The sequence below is a fragment of the Flavobacterium sp. genome (assembly GCF_036405015.1).
In the GTDB taxonomy this organism is placed as follows: domain Bacteria; phylum Bacteroidota; class Bacteroidia; order Flavobacteriales; family Flavobacteriaceae; genus Flavobacterium.
In genome coordinates this window covers 1-17,060 of sequence record NZ_DASWYK010000043.1, presented here as the reverse complement: position 1 = coordinate 17,060, position 17,060 = coordinate 1, and the positions used below count along the sequence as shown (strand labels likewise).

Genomic DNA, 17,060 nt, shown 5'->3' with positions numbered 1-17,060 from the left:
CCACCATTAAGGCATTAAGTTAATTAAGCTTTGCGTTTGTTTTTTTATTAAAAATCAAGAGCATTAAGCTTAACTTAATTTTCTTGACAAAGCTTGACTTAATAAACTTAATGCCTTAATGGTAAAATTTAATATTTTATTATTTAAAAGCATCCAATGCCGGAGAAGGTTTTCCATCAGGAAGCCAAGCGTTTAATTGATAACCACTCCAACTTTTTTCGCCTTGTGGCTCCCAATAAATAACACCCAAACCTTTATTATTTGGCACGCTTTTTACCGCTTTTATCGTAGCTTCAAGCATTTCCTTGGTATTTTGCTCTAAAGTATAATCGCCACCAACTTCAACGACCATTACTTCTTTGTTGTAACGGGAAACCATATCTTTTAAATTATTTTCTAAATCTAAGATATTTTCTTTATAATCTGTTTTTAGCCAAAACGGATAATACGAAAGACCAATTACATCATATTTTACATTGTTCTCAGTTGCTTTGTCAAAAAACCATCTGAATTTTTCGTTTTTATTTCCTTCGTCTAAATGTACAATAACTTTAATTTTTGAATCTATCGCTTTTGTTGCTTCATATCCCTTATTTAGCAATTGCGCCAACTGATTAAAATTATCGGTATGACCTTCTGGCCAAAGCATTCCACTTGGTATTTCATTTCCAACCTGAACCCATTCTGGAGTTACTCCTGCTTTTTTCAACATTTTCAAGACATCATAAGTATGTTGGTAAACATCGGTTAACAATTCTGGAAAAGAATGTTTTGCCCATGCAGCAGGTTTATTTTGTTTTCCAGGATCGGCCCATGAATCGCTATAATGAAAATTAATCATAATTCGCATTCCCATTTTTTGTGCACGCACTGCTATGACAACCGTTTCTTCAGGACTACAATGCCCACTCGCTTTATCATCATTCGGATTTACCCAAACACGCAACCTTACGGTATTTATACCGCGATCTTTTAATAATTGCAGACAGTCTTTTTGAGAACCGTCTGCATCATAAAATTTATATCCCGTTGCTTCCATCTGTGGCAACCAGCCGATATCTGCTCCTTTTGAAAATGAATCTTTTTCGCTTACCATTTTCGATTTACACGAAGTAAATAAAATAGCAGCTATCATCAATGATGATATAATTTTACGTGATTTATTCATATTTTAGTCTTTACTGAAAGCTTGCATTACTGATAAAGCATTATTATCAAAACTATACAAAGCCTGATTTTCGAATGTAGAACCTGTTGTTGATTGTGGTCCTTTAAAAGCAACCCATTCACCACCCCAATAAGCAAATCCTTGCCCAAACTCTGATGATTTTACAATATTTTTAATATCCATAACAAAAGTTCTTTGTCCAGCAGGAGTTGCAGGGTAACCAGATACCAATTGATCGCTTGTTCCTACAATATTGTTTGTCTGATCGTTATGTAACAATGTAAAAGGATAAGCCGTCTCAGCAATCAGAACCTTTTTACTGAATTTCTTTCCTAGAGCTTCAATTGTATTTTTTACTACATTTAAATCTTTACCATGCCAAACAGGATAATACGATAGTCCAATATAATCGTAATCAACATTTTTCATTTTAGTGAAAAACCAATCTGTTGCGCCACCATCGACTCCTGCATAATGAATCATTATTTTGGTGTTTGGAGCTTTACTTCGTACTACAGCACTTGCAGCGCTTAATATTGCAAGACATTGTTGTTCGTTACTGATTAAATTTCCTTGAGGCCACAATAATCCGCTATTGATTTCATTTCCAATTTGAATAATATCCGGATTGATTTCTGAAATTATTGTTGCTGTATAATCGGTAACAGCGGTTTTTAAATCGGTAAACGATAAATTTTTCCATTCTTCAGGAGTTGTCTGCATTCCTGGATCAGCCCAATCGTCAGAATAGTGAACTGTAAGCCAAACTCTTAAACCAGCTTGTCTTGCTTTTTGAGCTAATTGTTTTACTTCGCTTAAACCAGAACGACCATTTACAGGTTTTTTCCATAAACGAATTCGAACTGTATTACAACCTGCATTTCTTAATGTGGTAAGCATTGGTTCTGCTTTGCCGTTACTGTAAAATTTAGTTCCCAAAGATTCCATTTGTGGAAGAAAAGAAACATCTGATGCTCTGATAAAAGTATCATTCGCATCTGGTGGATTGACTACTTCAGTATCTCCAGAATCATTATTGGAGCACGAAAATTGAATTACGGTTACAATCAGTAATCCCAAAATCTTTATATATTTTTTCATTATATGAGTTATAAAAGTGAAAATTTTGATTTTTAAAGAAAGTAGAAACCTCAAAACAAGTTCCATTGAGGTTTCTTTCTTTTAATTCAATTTATGGAGTTGGTATAAACATATAACGTCCATCTAAGTCATTGAACCAGATTTCATATTTTCCAGCCTCAACAATAAAAATATCACCACCATTGTCACCCCAACTAACATCCCAACTATTATTAGCTTTAAATTTCATTTTTCCAGCTTTTAAAGTTTGAGTAACTTTCCAAATATGCGAATCAAATGCAGATTTCACCAAAGGAACTTCTGTATCCCATCCAGCATCATTACCTGTTAACACAGATCCTGTTAAACCAATTGTAACATACGTTGTCATTGGTCCTGTGTAAGGTGTAATTTTGTATGTTAACTCTTCAAGATTAATTTCAAAACTGTAATAACCTGAAGCAGTCGTTGGGAAAACACCTGGATCAGTGTCACCTTCTGTTGCTCTGTACTGTACTTTCGCACCGTTTGTTCCATAAGCTGGAGCCCAGAAACCAATTTGTTCAATTAGTTTAAAACCATCTTTATTAAAAAATCCTGTATAATATTGTTTTGCTGGCTCTTTTGGATCTCTGTAAATTGGCATATTATTGCTGGTTACACTCCATCCTGCTGCAGTACCAGGTCCTACTAAAAACAAATCAACCTTAGGAAACACACCTCTGTAAGGAGTTAATTGAATTGTAATTGGTGTAGAAAGTTTTGGTTCAGAAAGCGTTGTTCCAACAGTAGATTTAATTCTCACATCGATTGTCCCTTCAACATCTGGAGTAAGTCCGAGAGCAAGTGCTCTTGTATTTAATTCTGCTACTGTAATTGTGGCATGAGTATTAGTAGAAGATGTAATATCTACCGGTGCTGCAAACTCAGTATTGCTGGCAGCAAATTGCACGGTATAAGTTACAATTGTCGGAGTTCCGTAATTTACTTTTTCCCAAGTAAAAGTAAGAGCCGTATTGTTTGGTGTCTCTTTATTTAAAATCGTAGAAGAACCACTTTCTGGAGTTATAAGAGAAAACGCTGCCTCTTGAGGTTCTAAAATCATTAAATTTTCTTCGTTTTCGCAAGACGAAAATCCAGTCAGTACAAGTACTGCAATAAATATTATATATATATGTTTCATTTGTATATCGTTTAAGTTAAAAAAATTAATAACCTGTATTTTGAGTTAAATTTCTATTGGCTCCTAAAGATCCTTCTGGAATCGGGAAAACGCTCATATAGGAAGGAATAGCAATTCCTTTTGAAGAATTTCCTTTCCATGCCCAGTTGTAAGATCCTCCGGTATATTTTCCAAAACGAATTAAATCTTGTCTACGGTGTGCTTCCCAATGTAACTCGCGTGCTCTTTCATCAATTAGAAAGTCAAGTGTCAATTCGCCTAAAGTAATATTTCCAACAGTAGAATTATTGTTTGCTCTTTGTCTCAAAGCGTTTACATAACTTAATGCTTGGCTAGTTGTTCCGTTTCCACCTCTTAGAGTGGCTTCTGCATACATTAAATAAACGTCTGCCAATCTAAATAAAGGGAAATCAGTATCAGCGTATGTAGAACTGATTCCGTTAACTCCTGTTGATGTTTTATTAGAAAATTTAGATAAAATATAACCTTGCGTTTTTACACCAATATCATCAATATCGATAGATCTTTGTTTTCCTGGATCACCGGCAACACCTTTTCCGATTGTATTTCTTGTATCCTGAGTGAATTTTGCCCCGTCAAATTTCTGAGCAAATTCTTTTCTGATTCTAAGTGCTCCTGTCCAGCCACCAATTCCGAAGTCGGCTCCATTATTCTCCCAAGCACCAATTTGTCCATTTGTTAAAACAGTTGTTGCTCCCCAGTTTTGAGAAACTGCTCCATCTGACTGGATTCCGAAAATAATCTCCTGAGAAGTATTGTTATCAGCCTTGAAATTATCCAGATATTTTGGTTTTAAAGTATAACCACCATCAATAATTGCATTACACATTGCAACGCAATCATTATAACGATCCGCTTGAATATAAACCTGAGCATTCAAATACATTTTAGCCAAAATCATTTGTGCCATAGCTTTATCTAATCTTCCGTATTCGTTTGTTCTGGCTGCTTTTAAATCAGGTAAAACTGCTTTTAATTCAGTTTCAATATATTCAAATAATTGTTTTCTGTTAAACTCAGGCCCTCTAAAGTTAATAGGATCATTTTCAGTATACATTGGAGCTTTACCAAATAAATCCATCATGTTATAATAAGCATATGCCCTTAAAACACGAACTTCCTGACGATAAAGTGCAATATCTGCTAAAGTCGCAGCATCTGTAATACCTCTTGAACTTAATTTTTCTGGAGTACTCTGGCGTAAAAATTCGTTTGCATAAGAAACAGAAACCATTGTTCTACTAAACATTCCTAAGATAACAGGATTTGCGGCTGTCCAAATATTACGTTGTAATTCTGCCGTTCCCGCATCGTTCTCATAACTCCAAACCAATTCGTCTGTAGTTAATTCCTGCATGTACAATAAACATCTTGTAAACTGACTTGTTCCAGCATCTACACCTTCAAGTGAAGAGTTATCAGGACCAAGTACACCAGTTAAAGTTAGATTTCCGTAAACTCCTGCAAATGCTTTTTTGTATCCGTCAGGCGTAGAAAACAATACATCAGAAGAAAGAACGTCGTCATCTTTAGAAACTACATTTAAATCATCTGTACAAGACTGAAAAATCAAAGTCAGTGCAACTATTGTTGTTACTATATATTTTTTCATGATTTCGTTATTAAAATTTAAGATTAACACCAAACAAAATGGATCGTTGTCTTGGATAAATCGTTTTGTCTACACCATTATTTGTAATTTCAGGATCTAAACCACTGTATTTTGTCAATACAAAAACGTTCTGAACTCCCGTAGATATTCTTAATGTAGATTTGCTGTTTAGCCAGTTACCAAATGTATATCCTAGAGTGATATTGTCCATTTTCAAGAATGATGCATTTTCAATATAAAGATCTGATAAAACAACATTTGAAGTTGTCTGAAAATTGGTTTCTAGTATTTGAGATGGAGCATTACTTAAAACCCCTCCGTTTTCCATAGCATCATATTGCGCTCTGCTGGCATCGACAGCATTAAAAATTCGATTTCCAATACTTGCTCTTAAGTTGAATGAAAAGTCAAACTTTTTATAGTTCATATTAGAGGCAAAACCTAATGTAAAATCTGGGTCTGGATTATTGTAAATGTATTTATCAGAATCATTTCTCACATTATCACCATTTAGATCTACAAACGCACCCTCGATTGGTTTTCCTTCATTATTATATAATTGTTTGTATACATAGAAAGAATATGGCGTATAACCTTCTCTGAAAATTTGCCCTGGAGTTCCTGTACCCGCAATATTGTCTCCTAAAAAAATATCGGTTCCGTTAACTAAATTTTTAATTCTTCTTTCGAATTTGGAAAAATTAAAATTCATATTCCAGTTAAAATCTTCTGTTTTAATTGCATTTGCATTAATCGTAAACTCGACCCCTTTTGTGGTAAAACTTCCAACGTTTTGATACACACGATTAGAAAAATTACTTCCATCAGATATTGCTGCATTTACTAATAAATCTTTAGATTCTTTATAATACACATCAAGTCCCGCCGATAAACGATTGTCTAAGAATCCAAAATCAAGACCCGCATTATATGAAGTAGTTTCTTCCCATTTCAAGTTATTTGTTCTTTTTGAAGGAAGCGCAACAGGAACTGGACTTGCGCCAAAATAGTATTCAGAATTTCCGCTTCCAACCTGATATTTTTGTAAATAACCGTTTGGTTCAGGAATATCCTGTTGTCCTGTAATTCCATAACTTAACCTTAATTTTAAGTCAGATAACGTTTGACTATCTTTAAAGAAATCTTCTTTGATTTTCCATGCAAAAGCTACAGAAGGAAAATTCCCCCAACGATTCGCTTCTTCAAATCTTGAAGAACCATCTCTTCTGTAAGATAGCGTTAATAAATATTTGTCTCTAAAGTTTAAATTTGTTCTGGCAAAGAATCCTATTAAAACAACATCTGTATCTAGAGTTGTTTCAGGAAAAGTAGATGGCAAATCCGGATTTAAAATATTTCCGGTTTCAAACTTTGAACTCTGGAATTTCTGATACGAATATCCTCCCGTCAACTCAAAATTCAAAGCATTAAACGTTTTGTTATATACTAAATAACCATCTAATAACTTATTTCTTCTAGTTTGTTCTGTGTATTCATTTGTTCCATAAGGAATGTTGTTGTTAGAAGGAGCAGAACCAGCATTGGCACCAACCAATCTTCTTCTTTCTCCATTAGATTCATCAAAACCAACATTTAAAACAGCTCTTAAAGAAGGTAGAAAATGAAATTTATAATCAATTTCAAAATTCCCGAAAATTCTGTTGTTTGTTCCTCTGTCATTTGTATTGAGCAATTGAGAAACAGGGTTTCTAGCAGCTGTTGCCACCAAAGGATAATTTCCATTAGCATCTACACCTGTTGTATATTCAAAATAACCACCATAAGGCGCGCCTTCCACTTTAATAGGCTGTGTTGGATCAAAACCAATAGCAGATCCTTCTACAGCATCAGTAAATCTGTTAATTTCGTCTGTATAATTAGCAGAAAGTCTAAGTTTTAAATGATTATCCAAAAACGTTGGATTCATTACTAAACCAACCGTGTTTCGTTTAAAATTATTCGTCAAACGAAGTCCTTGTTGGTCTGTATTTCCCAAAGTTAAACTTGTTGGAATAATATTAAATAAACTTCCTCTAACAGCTAAACTCTGATCTATTGTACCTGTGTTTCTGTAAATTGCTTTCTGCCAATCTGTATTCGCAGTTCCCAATTTATCAACATCATCGCTTCTTCTGTCTGCGATAACACTTCTAAATTCATCTGCACTAAAAACATCAACCGTTTTAGTCAGAGAACCTGCAGCATATTGTACATTATAATCTACAGATAATGTTTTGCTTCCTTTTTTAGTGGTAATAATAATAACACCATTAGCAGCACGAGAACCATAAATTGCAGAAGCCGATGCGTCTTTTAAAACTGTAATCGATTCAACAGTTGCTGGATTTAATGATGCCAAAAAAGAAGAAGAACCTGTATTTGTAGCATTATCGAGAGGCAATCCGTCGATTACGATAAGAGGATCGTTACTTGCAAAAAGTGAACTTCCTCCTCGAATTCTAATTTGAGAACTAGAACCTGGTGCTCCCGTTGAGTTTACCGTTAAACCGGCTACTCTACCATTAAGGAGATTTTCTGTAGTAATGTTGTTTCCTTTGTTAAAATCTTTTGTAGAAAGTGCTGTAACAGATCCTGTAGCATCTTTCTTTTTGACGCTTCCGTAACCTACCTGAACTACTACTTCTTTCAGTTGGTTTGTATCTTCTTCAAGAGTAATGTTTAGATTTTTTTGGGCGCCAACTGTTATGGTTTGATTGACAAAACCGGTAAAAGAAAATGTAACTTGACTACCTGCTTTTACTCCAGGTAATTGAAATTTTCCATCAAAGTCCGTAGAGGTGCTAATATTTGCACCTGATACTTTTACATTTACTCCAGGTATGGGCTGATTGGTGCCTTTTTCAATAACGACACCACTTATTGTGTTCTGAGCAAAAACACAAAAAGGTAGCAAGAGTAATAAAAGTAAAAATTTGGATTTAATTCTTTTCATACTTTTTTAATTGGGTTTGGTTTTAAGTTAGATTCATTAATTAGTATAAAATACAATTTAATGGCAGAATTTATAATCTATAATGAAGTGAGCTTGTCAAAAAACTTTCTTGGAGTAATTGTTTTTTTAAAAGATTAGAATCTGCTTCTAAAATTAATTTTACACTATTTTTTTAATAATAAGAAAAAGGATTTCCTTTAAATTTTAATTGAAGTGTTGGTCATGTTAAAGTGGTTTTGGTTAAGATAATTAGTTTGTTTGTTTTTATTGATTCGCTTTCAACAAAAAATAAGACTCTATTTTTCAAACGTTGTAGCTAATCAACAGACATTGCAAATTAAGGGCACAACGAGTTTTTAAGACAGGGAAAAATTCATTTATAAAAGGGGACAATTTCGTAAAAGCACAGCTTCAAGGCTTAGCAAAAACATATTTGTCAATTTTTTACCCTAAAAAAAACGACTAAAGAAATAATTAACCACTTTAACAATGTATTTAATAATCATTTAACTAATGCCGTATAATCGATCCATTTTTTCAAAAATAAGTTGGAAAGATTTAGTTCCTGCGGTTTAATTATATAGAAAAACACAAATTACATCATCTACTTCATCTAAAAAACAAATGTTACTTTTACAGTTTATCCAATAAATCACTAATTTCGCAACCTATGCAGATTTAACATTTACTGATTTAAAAATGATCCAGATTTCAGATCGCAAGCTTCTATTTTTCTAATATCAAAAAGCGACAAGCATTTTAAAAAACATTTATGGATAAGCTAAAGTCCTTTCTTATTATTAGTCTACTTTCTATAAGTGCTTTTGGACAAAATTTCCCAATCAAGCATCTTGATATTTCATCTGGACTTTCTAATAATTCTGTTGCGACGATATATCAAGACCAAAATGGCTATATGTGGTTTGGAACTTTTGACGGACTCAACAGATATGACGGGAACGATTTTAAAATTTACCGCAATATTCATACGGATCCCAACTCTATCCAAGGAAATGCGATCAGCTGTATTGAAGGCGACTATGCAAATAATCTGTGGATAGGAACAACTGCAGGTCCTGTCGTTTTTAATGCCGAACGCTCTTCTTTTAGTCCTTTAAAATTTTATGATACCAACAAAAAAATCAAAACTTTAAATGGTACTGCTTACGAAATCATCGCAGTACATTCTCTACAGATTATCTTGGTAGCTACAAAAGAAGGTATTGTAATTTTTAAAGAAGGTAAAAAAACTGGAAAAGCAATACCTTTCAACGGAAGATTAGATTACATAGCCAGATCGATAGCATACAATGCCAATCAAAATATTTTTTACGTTTTTATAACAGGAAAAGGGCTTTGTAAATTTGATATTAAATCACAAAAACTAACACTTTTAAACAATACAATTACTGGTGCAAATTGCATTAAATTAACAAAAGAAGGACTTTGGATTGGCTCAGATGAAGGTGCATTTCTATATAATCAAAGCCTAAATAACTATTCTAAAAATTACTTTACAGAAAAAACGGTTGTACGTGATTTTTATCAACAGGAAGATAGACTTTGGATTGCAACTGATGGTGCTGGCCTTTTTACTTTTACAAAAAATCAAACTTCTCCTGTTTTATATCGTGCCAACGGTCCTGTTGCTTTACTTAACAGTAAATCTTTGTACGACATTTTTCAAAGTAAAAATGGTGAAATGTGGTTCGGAACCCTTCGTGGTGGCGTAAGTATGATGGGTAAAAAACCGCTTTATTTTAATCACTTCAAAAGCAAAGATCCGCTTACTAATAAAGAAGATGAAGATCCAGCTGCAAACTTTATACTTTCTTTCTGTGAAGACGAAAAGAAAAACATATGGATTGGTACGGATGGAGCTGGAATACGATATTGGAACAGAAAACAAAATAGTTATGAAGTGTACTCTACTACATCATCTGCTGGTAGAAAAATTCAGAGCAATTTTGTTACAAGCATCGTCAAAGATTCTGACAATGCCATTTGGGTTGCGATGTGGAAAGGCGGAGTTTGTCGTATTGATCCAAAATCAAAGGCAATTCAAAATTTTTCGATTTATAATCAATTCACTAAAAAAGCAGAACAAGAATCATGGTTGCTCTTTTTAGATTCAAAAAACACGCTTTGGCTAGCTGTAACTAATGCAGGTGCGCTTTATCAGTTTGACAGGAAACAAAATAAATTCATTTGTTACAGCAATACTTTACGCGATGTTACTTGTCTTTACGAAACCAAAGACGGAAAAATCTGGGGCGGAACATTCAATTCTTTTTTTGAAATTGATTCAAAAACAAAAAAAGTAAAAAACTATCATTCTGATTATAACATTCGATGTATCGCAGAAGATCAAAACAACAATCTTTGGATCGGTACAGTAGAAGGCGGACTGCTTTTATTTGATAGAAAAACAAGAACTTATAAAAAATATACCACTCAAAATGGTCTTTCGAGTAATACAGTACTTCGTCTTTTAGAAGACAAACAAGGAAATTTATGGATGAGTACCTATCACGGAATCTCAAGATTTAATCCTAAAAACAATACTTTTAGAAATTTTGGGATCACTGATGGATTACAAGGTACTCAATTTAGTTGGAATGCAGGCACGAAACTTTCTACAGGAGAATTTATTTTTGGAGGTATAAACGGATTCAATGTTTTTTTTCCTGACCGCATTAAAGACAAAAAAAATACAGGCAAATTTCTATTGAATGATTTATTGGTAAACAATCAGTCTTTACCAGTAAATAGTCCTTATGTAACAGAGAAAAAACTGGAAATGATAACCGCTGCTGAGCTTCCCTACGATAAATCGGCATTAAGTTTTGATTTTGTCTATCTTGACTATGTTAACTCTGAAAAAATCAATACTGCTTACTTTTTAGAAGGCTGGGACAAAAATTGGAATTTTACTTCAAAAAATAACCGCGCAAATTATTCAAGACTAACCGAAGGCACTTATACTTTTAAGGTAAGAATAACTGATGTCTTTGGCAACTGGACAAATGAAGTAACACTGGCAACGGTAAAAATACTTCCGCCTTGGTATAGAACTTGGTGGGCGTACACTTTTTATCTCATTGCTGCAATCGCTGCGATTTATGCTTACGTAAATTATCACAAAAACAAGGAAAGACTACGCTATGAAATAAAACTTGCCCGAATGGAGCATAAAAAAGATAAGGAACATGCCGAAAAACAATTTTCTATGTTTACTTATATGGCTCATGAATTGCGTACTCCTCTATCTTTAATTATAAATCCTCTTAAGAGTGCAATTGAAAGAAAAAAGCAACCTGAAAATGATTTAGACCTAAGTCTTGCGTATAAAAACGCTAAACGACTATTGAGTCTTACAGATCAGTTATTATTGTTTAGAAAAGCCGAAACGGATCTTGATGAACTAAAAGTTTCAAAGATTAATCTAAACATGCTTTGTCGTGAAATCTACGAAAGTTTTACACAAATGGCTGCTGCTAAAAACATCAATTATCAATTTATTGAAGAAAAAATAGCAACCGAAATATACGGTGATTATGAAAAAATAGAAATTACTCTTTTTAACTTAATTTCAAATGCTTTTAAATTTACGCCTAATAAAGGATCAATCACTATTGAAGTACTTGAAAACAGTAATGATGTTTCAATAGTTATATCGGACACTGGAAGTGGAATCGATGAAAATGATATCGATACTATTTTTGAAAAATTCAAACAAATTCAATCCAAAGCTAGCAATGGTTTTGGAATAGGACTTTATGTTGCCCAATATTTTGTAAATAAGCATCATGGCGAATTAACCTGTAAAAGTAAAGTTGGAGAAGGCACTTCCTTCACGATTAAGCTTCTAAAAGGAAACAACCATTTTACAGAAATGAATATTAACGAGAATCATCAACATATGTCTCCACTTGTTGGTGAACTTCTCGAAGGATTACCAGCGCAAAATACGTATGAAAAAGAAAATCTGCCTTCATTTCCTGAAGAGCTGGTTAGTACGAAACGGGTATTGTTGATTGTTGAAGATAATCCTGAAATGAATCATTATCTGGTACAACTTTTCTCTAAAAACTATATTGTTTATTCAGCTTTTAATGGTCTTGATGGATTAAAATTGATAGAAAAACATATGCCCGATATTGTACTGAGTGATATTTCTATGGAAGGTATGAACGGTTTGGATTTGTGCAAAAAAATCAAACAAAATGATGATTTGAGCCATATTACAGTTATACTCCTAACAGCTACAACCAGTAACGACATTCATCTCCAAAGTATTACAGAAGGCGCCGATGATTATGTGACTAAACCTTTTGACAGTGATATACTGCTGGCAAGAGTTGATTCTGTGCTTAGAAATAGAGGACAACTACGTAAATACTTCCTAGATAGTATAACACTTCGTGAAAACATCAATAAAGTTCCTGTCGAATACAAAGAGTTTCTTGACAAATGCATAGAAATCGTAGAAGCAAATCTTGAAAACAGCGAATTTAACTTGAAGACTTTTTCGGCTGCTATGGGAATGAGTCATTCAAGTCTTTATAAAAAGATTAAAGCTATTTCAGGAGAAACCGTAAATGTTTTTATCCGATCAATCAGAATTCGAAGAGCCGCTGTGATTATGCTTACGGAAAATATCAACATTGCACAGGTTGGTCCGATGGTTGGTATCGAAGATCAGCGTTATTTCCGTCAGCAATTCGTAAAATTATTTGGAATGAAACCTTCAGAATACATCAAAAAATATCGAAATTCTTTTAACAGAGAATTGAATGTCATTCAGAAAAAAGAAATCTAATAATATCTGGATCGTTGAAAAATTCCAATATAAAGATAACAAACCCCAAAAACTTTCCAGAGTAACAGTTGTTCTAACTGTCCTATTTTCTCATCGTAATTTGGTTTTAGAAAACCAGAGAGATTCTACCATTTGGCAAAAATGATTCTAAAGTTCCCATTATTCCACATTTAAATTTATCATAAATTTTCCAAGTGCTTTTATTTGTATTTATTCTAAATAAAAGTAACTTTGCCTCCTTAAAATCTTAAATAACCATCATGAAGTTCATTTACTTATTGTTATTTTGTGCTGCCTGTAATATCAGCATGGCCCAAAATGCAAAAATTACCGGAAAACTTATTTCTGGATCTAACGAAGCTGTTTCTTATGCTTCAATCGCAATCAAAAGCCTTAAAAAAAATACAACTTCCGACGATAAAGGAAATTTTGAAATCACAAATCTAGCCCCAGGAACCTACACTATTCACTTTTCAGCAATGGGTTTTTCCACTCAAGAAAAAACTGTTGATCTACATGAAAATGAAAACCTTGAAATTTCTATTATTCTACAAGAAAATGTCAATACGTTACAGACAGTCGAAATTACGGGAAGAAAAGAAAAGTCATACCGCAATACAAAATCTTTTATTGGTGCAAAAACAGAGATTGCTCTAAAAGATCTTCCTCAGGCTGTTTCGTATGCAACAAAAGAACTAATTGCAGATCAGGGAGCGATTCGTGTTGGTGAAGTTGTCAAAAATTTTAGTGGTGTAAGCCAGTTTACTTTTTATGATGATATCTCTATCAGAGGTTTTAGAGTCAATGGAGGAAGCAATACACAATTATTAAATGGTATGCGTACTTCAACAGGCTTCTGGAAGCAACCACTTGCCAATTATTTAGAACGTGTTGAAGTTCTAAAAGGTCCTTCATCTGCCTTATTTGGAAATGCATCTCCAGGAGGAGTTTTAAACCGTGTGACTAAAAAACCACTAGACCAGGCAGCAAACAGTGTCAGTTTTTCTACAGGAAGTTTTAACACCCTTAGAGCTTTAGCTGACTTTACTGGACCTTTGACGGAAGACAAATCACTTTTATACCGCTTGAATTTAGGTTATGAAAATGCCAATTCATTTAGAGATTTACAATATGATAAGAATATTGTTGTTGCTCCTTCCCTTTCTTTTCTTCCAAATGATAAAACAAGTGTAAATTTTGATTTGATTTACAGCAGCTCAAACGGAAATTTGGACAGAGGTCAATCTACTTATGAAGATAATCTATATTCTACAAAAACTTCAAATTCATTAAACTCAACAAACGACTATTTAAAAGAGGAAACATACATCGTTACGACCTCTTTAAATCACCAGTTTTCAGATCGCCTATCGTTTTCAGGATCATACATTAGAACGGGCTACAATGAAGATCTATTAGAACACCGTGGTGCTAATAAATATGCTTCTGCAGGTGACGGAAGTACGATTCCGACGGCAATCGAAATGCAGGTTTTTATGCGTAAACGTAAACGTTACATCGACAATCTTTCTACTTTCTTTAAATATGAAGCTAAAACAGGTGCTCTAGATCATAATTTAATTGCAGGTTTTGATTATGCACAAGAGCAAGTTCCTACAGGTGGTTCACAATTAACGGCTAGTGGTTATAGAAATGCAGCCAACAATGGTTTTATAGCTACTTACAATCCTGCGAACAAAGCTAATTATTTGCTGGACAGTAAAGGAAATCCGGTACCAAACGTGGCTCATTTTGATTTGAGCAACCCATTTGCTTCGCAACAGTTAAAGGATATGAGTAAATATTTTTATGTTGCCCGTCAAGTTGATCCTACCTACTATTCATTGTACGGAATCTATCTTCAGGATCATATTAAATTTGGTGCTTTTCAGGCATTAATTGGTATTCGTTACGATGAATATACAGATAAGGTTAATTTTAAGAAAGCAACAGAAACCAAAGTAAAACAGCATTCTTTTTTACCTCGTTTTGGTCTTACTTACACACTTAATCCGAATATCAATTTATACGGAACTTATGTGCAAGGTTATAATCCTCAAACAGCCTCTACTTTGGCAAATCCAAATGCTGGAGGACCATTTAATCCTTTAGAAAGTAATATGGTCGAGTTTGGAGGAAAATCATCTTGGTTTAAAGAAAAACTTTTTGTGACAGTTGCCGTATTCAAAATTCAGCAAAAAAACACTTTGTATCCAGCTAATGATACTACAAATCCTGATTTAATGCGATCTATTGGTGAAGAAGAATCCAAAGGTATCGAAATTGATCTGAACGGGAATATTACCCGTAACTGGAGTATCTCTGCTGCTTATACTTATAATGAAGCTTTTATTACCGAAAGCCCGATTGAAGTTGAAGTGGGAAGACAAAAAGCAAACACTCCAAGACAACAGGGAAATATCTGGACTCGCTACAATTTTACCAATGGCGCTTTAAAAGATTTTGGAATCGCTATGGGGTCTAATTTCGCTACAACTCGTACCATGAGCCAGACTACTACAGAAACGCTTCCTGGATATACTTTGTTTAACGGGGCCTTGTACTACAACATCAATAAATTTAAAATTCAGCTGAATGCGAATAATATTTTAAACAAAACTTATTGGGTTGGAGGATATGATTATATCCGTTTATTTCCTGGAGCACCTTCAAACTGGCTTTTAACATTAGGGTATTCATTTTAAAAATCATTGTTTTATATTTGAAAAAAATGCGAACGAAATAAAATGAATAAAACATTAAAAAAAAATATTGGTTTACTACACCTTTGGCTCGGACTTGCGTCCGGGCTAATTGTGTTTATAGTGGCTCTTTCAGGAAGCTTATTGGTATTTGAAGAAGAACTTGATGAGTTTTTCAATCCTGAGTTTTATAAAGTCACAGAAGTTAAAAACGAAAAACTTTCTGTTGACCTTATAGTATCAAAGATTCAGAAAGAGTATCACATTACAAAAATCGAACGCATTCATACTTTTCACGATCGTGAGAGAACGTTAATTATTACTGGAACTGATTCGAACAAAAAAGACCTGATTTTTGCAGTTAATCCTTATACAGGAAAAGTACAAACGAGTATCGCCGAAAAAAGCCGATTTTTTTCTGTTGTACTCGATCTTCACCGTCATTTGATTTTAGGAGAATTTGGAAAAGCAGTTACAGGAATCAGTTGTCTTATATTTGTTTTTATGCTTTTATCAGGCCTGATTTTGTGGTGGCCTAAAAAACTTAAAAATCTGAAGCAGAGATTAACCGTAAAATGGAGTGCTTCTTTTAAAAGAATCAATTGGGATTTTCATTCCACTTTCGGATTTTACACTTTTTTAGTCTTGTTGATTATTTCTTTAACAGGTTTAACTTGGTCATACAAATGGTTTGAAAGTGGTATTTATTTGTTAGCAGACGGAACTACTAAAAAACCTTCAGCCAAAGTAGAGAATCCAACAAAGACTGATGCTAAAATAAATGATACATTTTTTTACCAAAAGATATTTTCAAAAACGGATAGTATTTATAAATTCAAAGGTGATACTCAAATCAGAATACCGTCTGACACCATTAACAGTCTTATGGTCATTAAACTGAATACTGAGAAATCAATCCCAAATATCTCCAGTATGGCCTATTTTGATAAATACACTGGTAAAATTATAAAGACGAAACCCTATGAATCTTTTAGTAACGGAGATAAAATAAGGCGTTTAATTTACCCAATTCACACAGGAAGTATCTACGGATATCCAACAAAAATATTGGCATTTTTAGTCTGTCTTTTTGCAGTTACCCTTCCCATAACAGGTTTATTGATCTGGACAGGAAGAAAGAAAAAAAAGCATAAACAAGCATAACTCAGTAGTCGTTAAATAAGACTCCGCAGCAATTGTTCCTAATTTTTTAAAACTGATATTACTCACTCCCTTTTCGAGTTTACTATAACCTGTCTGAGTCATTTCAGCTTATCAACCATGTAGAATTCGGTGTAATTTTTAAGTCACTTATATTTCTAATATTTTTATTAATTCTTCCTGCCATTTTAGATCGTAATTCAGTCGACTATCAATATTCCAAAAACATAATTTTATATACGATTCCCAACAATATGGAGGAGCTTCTTGAAATGACTCCAAAAAGGAACTAATTCTGTTTTATAGTTAATTTGGATTCATGGCGTTTCCCTCCGGGTCGTGCTGTGCGCTGTATCTT

The 17,060-nt window shown here is 33.7% G+C and carries 8 protein-coding genes; 3 read left to right on the top strand and 5 right to left on the bottom strand.

The window, feature by feature from the left end:
• Window positions 1–139: 139 nt before the first annotated feature.
• The 5 genes from VGE71_RS03450 to VGE71_RS03430 form a co-directional block, all read right to left on the bottom strand.
• Window positions 140–1,168, bottom strand: a complete 1,029-nt coding sequence (locus VGE71_RS03450) for a glycoside hydrolase family 53 protein (RefSeq protein ID WP_331137049.1) — start codon at window positions 1,166–1,168, stop codon at window positions 140–142.
• A 3-nt stretch (window positions 1,169–1,171) separates the two neighbouring features.
• Window positions 1,172–2,269, bottom strand: a complete 1,098-nt coding sequence (locus VGE71_RS03445) for a glycoside hydrolase family 53 protein (protein ID WP_331137048.1) — start codon at window positions 2,267–2,269, stop codon at window positions 1,172–1,174.
• A gap of 91 nt (window positions 2,270–2,360) precedes the next feature.
• A complete protein-coding gene (locus VGE71_RS03440; protein WP_331137047.1) occupies window positions 2,361–3,431 on the bottom strand; it encodes a SusE domain-containing protein in 1,071 nt (356 codons plus the stop codon).
• Between the two features lie 25 nt (window positions 3,432–3,456).
• Window positions 3,457–5,064: a RagB/SusD family nutrient uptake outer membrane protein gene (locus VGE71_RS03435; protein ID WP_331137046.1), complete on the bottom strand. Its 1,608-nt coding sequence runs from the start codon at window positions 5,062–5,064 to the stop codon at window positions 3,457–3,459.
• 10 nt (window positions 5,065–5,074) lie between these two features.
• The gene (locus VGE71_RS03430; RefSeq protein ID WP_331137045.1) at window positions 5,075–8,017 is read right to left on the bottom strand and encodes a SusC/RagA family TonB-linked outer membrane protein; all 2,943 of its coding nucleotides are present in this window, start codon (window positions 8,015–8,017) and stop codon (window positions 5,075–5,077) included.
• Between the two features lie 772 nt (window positions 8,018–8,789).
• On the opposite strand from VGE71_RS03430, the gene VGE71_RS03425 reads away from it, so the two are divergent.
• The 3 genes from VGE71_RS03425 to VGE71_RS03415 all read left to right on the top strand — a co-directional run bounded on the left by VGE71_RS03425 (window position 8,790) and on the right by VGE71_RS03415 (window position 16,705).
• Window positions 8,790–12,839 carry a hybrid sensor histidine kinase/response regulator transcription factor gene (locus VGE71_RS03425; RefSeq protein WP_331137044.1) on the top strand — a complete coding sequence of 1,350 codons (4,050 nt, stop codon included), beginning with the start codon at window positions 8,790–8,792 and terminating at the stop codon, window positions 12,837–12,839.
• A 260-nt stretch (window positions 12,840–13,099) separates the two neighbouring features.
• On the top strand, window positions 13,100–15,544 hold the full coding sequence (locus VGE71_RS03420; RefSeq protein WP_331137043.1) for a TonB-dependent receptor: 2,445 nt from the start codon (window positions 13,100–13,102) through the stop codon (window positions 15,542–15,544).
• 42 nt (window positions 15,545–15,586) lie between these two features.
• Entirely contained in the window at window positions 15,587–16,705 is a 1,119-nt protein-coding gene (locus VGE71_RS03415; RefSeq protein ID WP_331137042.1) for a PepSY-associated TM helix domain-containing protein, read from the top strand.
• Window positions 16,706–17,060 lie beyond the last annotated feature (355 nt).

Excerpts from the sequence above, each read along its gene's own strand:
- VGE71_RS03450 (WP_331137049.1), bottom strand. The coding sequence starts at position 1,168 with ATGAATAAATCACGTAAAATTATATCATCATTGATGATAGCTGCTATT.
- VGE71_RS03445 (WP_331137048.1), bottom strand. The coding sequence starts at position 2,269 with ATGAAAAAATATATAAAGATTTTGGGATTACTGATTGTAACCGTAATT.
- VGE71_RS03440 (WP_331137047.1), bottom strand. The coding sequence starts at position 3,431 with ATGAAACATATATATATAATATTTATTGCAGTACTTGTACTGACTGGA.
- VGE71_RS03435 (WP_331137046.1), bottom strand. The coding sequence starts at position 5,064 with ATGAAAAAATATATAGTAACAACAATAGTTGCACTGACTTTGATTTTT.
- VGE71_RS03430 (WP_331137045.1), bottom strand. The coding sequence starts at position 8,017 with ATGAAAAGAATTAAATCCAAATTTTTACTTTTATTACTCTTGCTACCT.
- VGE71_RS03425 (WP_331137044.1), top strand. The coding sequence starts at position 8,790 with ATGGATAAGCTAAAGTCCTTTCTTATTATTAGTCTACTTTCTATAAGT.
- VGE71_RS03420 (WP_331137043.1), top strand. The coding sequence starts at position 13,100 with ATGAAGTTCATTTACTTATTGTTATTTTGTGCTGCCTGTAATATCAGC.
- VGE71_RS03415 (WP_331137042.1), top strand. The coding sequence starts at position 15,587 with ATGAATAAAACATTAAAAAAAAATATTGGTTTACTACACCTTTGGCTC.